The sequence below is a fragment of the Actinoallomurus acaciae genome (assembly GCF_042429965.1).
Classification (GTDB): domain Bacteria; phylum Actinomycetota; class Actinomycetes; order Streptosporangiales; family Streptosporangiaceae; genus Actinoallomurus; species Actinoallomurus acaciae.
Genome location: NZ_JBHLZP010000465.1, coordinates 1 through 6,333 on the forward strand (window position 1 = coordinate 1; position 6,333 = coordinate 6,333).

4 protein-coding genes are annotated in these 6,333 nt (G+C 69.6%); 2 read left to right on the forward strand and 2 right to left on the reverse strand.

The genetic code is table 11. From position 1 onward, the window contains the following. Positions 1-279 precede the first annotated feature (279 nt). On the reverse strand, positions 280-513 hold the full coding sequence (locus ACFFNX_RS38730) for a hypothetical protein (protein WP_378211085.1): 234 nt from the start codon (positions 511-513) through the stop codon (positions 280-282). Between the two features lie 93 nt (positions 514-606). After that, on the reverse strand, positions 607-2,502 hold the full coding sequence (locus tag ACFFNX_RS38735; RefSeq protein ID WP_378211086.1) for a glycoside hydrolase family 15 protein: 1,896 nt from the start codon (positions 2,500-2,502) through the stop codon (positions 607-609). A gap of 234 nt (positions 2,503-2,736) precedes the next feature. Here ACFFNX_RS38735 and ppdK point away from each other — a divergent pair, with 234 nt between their 5' ends. Beyond that, entirely contained in the window at positions 2,737-5,388 is a 2,652-nt protein-coding gene (ppdK, locus tag ACFFNX_RS38740; RefSeq protein ID WP_378211087.1) for a pyruvate, phosphate dikinase, read from the forward strand. A 38-nt stretch (positions 5,389-5,426) separates the two neighbouring features. Continuing rightward, positions 5,427-6,221, forward strand: a complete 795-nt coding sequence (locus ACFFNX_RS38745) for a YdcF family protein (protein WP_378211088.1) — start codon at positions 5,427-5,429, stop codon at positions 6,219-6,221. The last annotated feature ends 112 nt before the right edge of the window (positions 6,222-6,333 follow it).

Below are 6,333 nucleotides of genomic sequence, written 5' to 3' on the forward strand. Positions count from 1 at the left end.
TTGTCTTCACACACTGATCATGGGCGCCCTTCACCATGCCAGCGACCGGCCCACCAATAACCCATCAACGATCTAGAGCGTGTTTCGCAGTCCCTCCGTCCCGGACACTCCCCGCCCTCCCAGGCGGCGCCGACCCCAATTCCATTGTCAAGCCACCCCACACGCCAAAAGAAGACCACACGCACGGCTGTGGAAAACCCGCGACCCAACCACTTCGAGACAGGCACGCCCGGTCGCCGACCCGCGAACGGGGCGTCCCGGCCGTGGCGTGGTCATCGCTCACGTCCGGACGGGCAGCGGCGACCGTTCCAACGCCTCCCGCATCTCGCCGATCGCGGTCCGCAGCACCGCGTACGGCCGCAGGAACAGGGTCACGTGCGTCAGCCTCCCCGTCTCGGCGCGCTCCTCCCGCACGATGCCCTGGAGCTCGCGATCGGCGACGCGGGCGGTGAAGGCGTACACGCCTTCACGGTCATCGCCCCAGGCCGCGGTCTGGCCGACCCCGTCGAGCACCTCGGCGATCAGTCCGAGAACATGCGACGCGTTCGGGCGGCCGTGGTAGTCGGCGAATAGAGGCAGGCGCCGTCCGGCGCACCCCCGGGTGGGTCAGACGAACGGGGCGCGGGGCCCGCGGCGTTCGGCGCGGATGACCATCATCACCGCGTTGATCAGCGCGAGATGGGTGAAGGCCTGCGGGAAGTTGCCCAGGTGGCGGCCGCTGTGCACGTCGATCTCCTCGGCGTACAGCTGGAGCGGGCTGGCGTAGGAGAGGATCTTCTCGCACAGGGCGATGGCGCGGTCCAGCTCGCCGATCAGCACGAACGCCGACACCAGCCAGAACGAGCACATCGTGAAGGTGCCCTCGCGGCAGCCGCCGAAGCCGTCGTCGGTCTCCTCCGGCCAGTAGCGGTAGACCAGGTCGTCCTCGGTCAGCTCGTCGGCGACCGCGAAGACGGTCGCGCGGACCCGCGGGTCGTCCGGGGGCAGGAAGCCGACCAGCGGGATGAGCAGCGCCGACGCGTCGAGCGCGGTCGTCTCGTAGTGCTGGACGAACACCCCGCGCTCGTCGACGGCGTTCGCCAGGATGTCGGCGTGGATCTCGTCGGCTGCCCCCTGCCACTCCATCGCCCGCTCGGTGTCGCCGCGGATCAGGGCGAGCTGCGCGCCGCGGTGGGCGGCCACCCAGCAGAAGAGCTTGGAGGAGGTGAAGTGCCGGCGCTCGCCGCGTACCTCCCACATGCCGTGGTCCGGCCCGCGCCAGTGCGCGAGGGCGGCCTCGACCTGCTTGACGATGATCGACCAGAGGCGGTCGTCGAGCCGGTCGCGCTTGCGGACGTACAGGAAGATCGAGCCGATGATGCCGCCCCACACGTCGTGCTGTCCTTGCAGGTAGGCGCCGTTCCCGATGCGTACGGGGCGGGCGCCGTCGTACCCGGTGAGGTGGTCGAGGACGGCCTCCTCCAGGTTCGCGCGGCCGTCGATCCCGTACATGATCTGCACGTGCCCGCCGGCGGCGTCGGCGGCCTCGGCGACGTCGGCGATGAAGTAGAAGAAGTCGTTCGCCTCCCAGTCGAAGCCGAGCGTGTAGAAGGCCCACAGGGCCATCGTCGCGTCGCGGATCCAGGTGAAGCGGTAGTCCCAGTTGCGGTCCGCGCCCGGCCTCTCGGGCAGTGACGTGGTCGGCGCGGCGACGACCGCGCCGGTGGGCGCGTACGTCAGGCCCTTGAGGGTGAGCGCGCTGCGCTGCAGGTGGCCGCGCCAGGGGTGGTCGGGGAACCGGCCGCGGTCCAGCCAGTGCTGCCAGTGGTGCACGGTCCAGATCAGCCGGCTCTGCGCCTCGTCGTAGGTCTTCGGCGGCGGGTGCTCGCTCCAGGAGAGCGTGACGAAGCGCGTGTCGCCCTGTTTGAGGAGCGTACGGGCGGTGGCGAGGGAGCTCTCGAACCCGACGTTCATGTCGGTGGTCAGCCGCAGGTCGACGCCGTCGGCGGAGGCGAGCGCCTCGTGGTACCCCGGCCCGGTGTACACCCAGGAGGCCGGCACCCGGCCGTAGTCGAACGCCGGCAGGCAGTCGAGGCGCAGCTGGACCTGGCCGTTCACACAGCGGATCATGCGCAGGAGCACGTGGTCGGCGTCGTAGTCGGTGGGCGCGCGCCGGTGGGTGTGCGAACGCTCGGTCTCGTGGTGCCAGGGCCCCATCAGCAGCGTGTCCAGTACGACGAGCCAGCCGCCGGGCGTCCACCAGGTGGTCTCCACCACCAGCGTGCCGGGGATGTAGCGGCGGGCGGCGGGTACGTCGACCCCGGCCGGGCCCACGCGGAAGTAGCCGGCGTCGCGGTCGAGCAGTGAGCCGAACACGCTCGGAGAGTCGAACCGCGGCAGGCACATCCACTCCACGTTGCCGCTCGGCGCGAGCAGCGCGGTGGTCTCGGCGTCGGACAGAAAGCCGTACTCCGCGATGGGGGCGAAGGGGTCGCCCGTACCCCCATCCGTCACGGGTCTCATGGCGGCATCATCCCCAGAGACGTGCGCGGGTATGTCCATAGTCGCAGGGGGCCGAAAGTAGATCGTCTTCGGGGGTTATTTGGCTATATTGCCGGGAATGTCGGTATTGGAATAGACCACTTTACCTACTCTGAGCTGCGGAAATGGCTATGAAAGCCGACAGTGACCGGCGAATCACCGAGAGGTGGGTAGAGTCACCGCATTCGCCGCGCCGGGAGTGAGGAAGCGTCCCTAATGCCGAAGTATGTGTACGACTTCACCGAGGGCAACAAGGATCTCAAAGACCTGCTTGGTGGCAAAGGCGCCAACCTCGCCGAGATGACCAACCTGGGCCTGCCCGTGCCGCCCGGGTTCACGATCACCTCGGCGGCCTGCCGTTACTACCTGGATCATGAGGCCATGCCCGAGGGGCTCGACGAGGAGGTCGGACGCTACCTTTCGGCGCTGGAGCGGGAGATGGGCAGGCGCCTCGGGCAGCCGGACGACCCGCTGCTGGTCAGCGTCCGCTCCGGGGCCAAGTTCTCGATGCCCGGCATGATGGAGACGGTCCTCAACATCGGCCTGAACGACGAGTCCGTGCACGGCCTGGCCGAGCGGTCCGGCAACGAGCGGTTCGCGTGGGACTCCTACCGCCGCCTGATCCAGATGTTCGGCAAGACCGTGCTGGACATCGAGGGGGACCTGTTCGAGACGGCGATCGACGAGGCGAAGGAGGCCAAGGGCGTCGAGTCCGACCTCGACCTGGAGACGGACGACTTCAAGGGCCTGGTCCAGACGTACAAGAAGATCGTCCGGGAGAACGCCGGGCGGGAGTTCCCCACCGACCCGCGCGAGCAGATGGACCTGGCGATCAAGGCGGTCTTCGGCTCCTGGAACGCCCCGCGCGCCATCCTCTACCGCCGCCAGGAGCGCATCCCGGCCGACCTCGGCACCGCGGTCAACATCGTCGCCATGGTCTTCGGCAACCTGGGCATGGACTCGGGCACCGGCGTGGCCTTCACCCGCGACCCGGCCTCCGGCCAGCAGGGCGTCTACGGCGACTACCTCCAGAACGCCCAGGGCGAGGACGTCGTCGCCGGCATCCGCAGCACCGTGCCGCTGGCCGACCTCGAACAGATCGACAAGAGGTCCTACGACGAGCTCCTGCAGATCATGGAGACGCTCGAGAACCACTACCGCGACCTGTGCGACATCGAGTTCACCATCGAGAGCGGCAAGCTCTGGATGCTCCAGACGCGCGTGGGCAAGCGGACCGCGGCCGCGGCGTTCCGCATCGCCGTCCAGCTCGTCGACCAGAACCTCATCGACGCGGACGAGGCCGTACGCCGCGTGACCGGCGACCAGCTCGCCCAGCTGATGTTCCCCCGGTTCGGCGAGATCGCCGACGACGTCAAGACGATCACCGCGGGCATGGGCGCCTCGCCCGGCGCCGCCGTCGGCAAGGCCGTGTTCACCCCCGGCCGGGCCGTCGAGCTGGCCGACGACGGCGAGGACGTCATCCTCCTGCGCCGTGAGACCAGCCCCGACGACCTCAACGGCATGATCGCCGCCCGCGGCATCCTCACCTCCCGCGGCGGCAAGACCTCGCACGCCGCGGTGGTCGCCCGCGGCATGGGCAAGACCTGCGTGTGCGGCGCCGAAGAACTGGACATCGACGTCAGGGCGCGCCAGGCGACCGCGCCCGGCGACGTGACGATCAAAGAGGGCGACGTGATCTCCATCGACGGCACCACCGGCGCCGTCTACCTCGGTGAGGTCGCGGTCGTGGACTCGCCGGTGGTCCAGTACTTCGAGGGCGCGCTGTCGGCCGCAGGCGGCGACGAGCTGGTCACGTCGGTGGACCGGCTCATGCGTCACGCCGACTCACGGCGCCGCCTGGCCGTACGCGCCAACGCCGACAACGGCGAGGACGCCGCCCGCGCCCGCCGGTTTGGCGCCCAGGGGATCGGCCTGTGCCGGACCGAGCACATGTTCCTCGGCGAGCGCCGGCAGTACGTCGAGGACCTCATCCTCGCCGAGACCAGGGATGACCGGCGCGCCGCCCTCCAGGCCCTGGAGCCGCTGCAGAAGCAGGACTTCAAGGAGATCTTCGAGGCGATGGACGGGCTGCCGGTGACGATCCGGCTGATCGACCCGCCGCTGCACGAGTTCCTGCCCGACCTGACCGATCTGACCGTCAAGGTCGCCACCGGCGACGCCTCGGCCGACGACGAGCGGCTGCTGGAGGCGGTACGCCGGCTGCACGAGCAGAACCCCATGCTCGGCCTGCGCGGCGTACGGCTCGGCGTGGTGATCCCCGGCCTGTTCGGCATGCAGGTACGCGCGATCGCCGAGGCCGCGGCCGAGGTGAGGGAGGCCGGCCGGGAGCCGCACGCGGAGATCATGATCCCGCTCGTCGGCGCCGTGCAGGAGCTGGAGTTCATCCGCGAGGAGGCCGAGAAGGTGCTGGCCGAAGTCGGCGTCGAGGCGCTGATCGGCACGATGATCGAGCTGCCGCGTGCCGCGATGACGGCCGGGCAGATCGCCGAGGCCGCCGAGTTCTTCTCCTTCGGCACCAACGACCTCACCCAGACCACCTGGGGCTTCTCGCGCGACGACGTCGAGTCGGCGTTCTTCGGCCGCTACCTCGAACTCGGCATCTTCGGCGTGTCCCCGTTCGAGACGCTCGACGTCGACGGGGTCGGACGGCTCGTACGGATCGCCGTGGAGGAGGGCCGCGCGACGCGACCGGACCTCAAGCTGGGCATCTGCGGCGAGCACGGCGGCGACCCGGACTCGGTCCACTTCTTCCACGAGGTCGGCCTGGACTACGTCTCCTGCTCGCCGTTCCGCATCCCCGTGGCACGCCTGGAAGCGGGGCGCGCGGCGATAAAGTCCAAGGGGTAACGAACCATCGGCCCGTCACACTCGTCTGACCGGTCGTGATGGATGGAGGAGCGATCACCGGGCGACCGGACGGCACCGAACCGACCGTTGAGACCCGCCGGGAGACCGGCGAGTCACCGCGCACACGGGTCGACCTGCCCCGGCGACAGGCCGACCCGACGCGCGAGGACCTGCCGCGACGACCTCGTGCGGCTCCGGCTGTGGCCCCGTACGACGGTGGGCACCGACCGTGGCGCTGGGTGGTGCGAATCTTCTTCCTGATCGTCGCGCTCGTGGTCGGCACGCCGCTGGCCGCCGGGTTCTACGTCTGGTACGTCGCACGGGAGGACGTCCGCACGCACTCGGACGCGATCATCGTGCTGGGCGCCACCCAGAACAACGGCACCCCCGGCGACGTGCTGGAATGGCGGCTGCGGCACGCCCTCACCCTCTACAAGGAGGGGGTCGCCTCGCACATCCTGACGGTCGGCGGCAACCAGCCGGGCGACCACTACACCGAGGCGGGCACCGGAAAGACCTGGCTCAACGAGCACGGAGTGCCGGCAAGCCGCCTGGTCGCCGTACCGACGGGCAACGACACACTGCAGAGCATGGTCGCGACGGGGGAGGAGTTCCACAAACTCCACTGGCACACGGCGGTGATCGTCACCGACCCGCCGCACGAACTGCGCTCCCGCACCATGGCCCGCGCCAACGGCATCCAGGCGGTGACGTCACCGACACGCAGCGGCCCGATGGTCTACTCACGCGACACGGAGGTCCTGTACATCGTCCGCGAGACCGGCGGCTACCTGTACTTCCAGCTGATCGCCCGCTGGCGCGACCAGCCCTAGGTGTACTACCCGGGCAGGTTGGTTGACGCGGTGCCCGCTGAACCGGCTGTCTCATATCGACCGGGCCACCGGCGAGCCGATCCGCCGCTGCGAACACACCCACCTCGGGCGT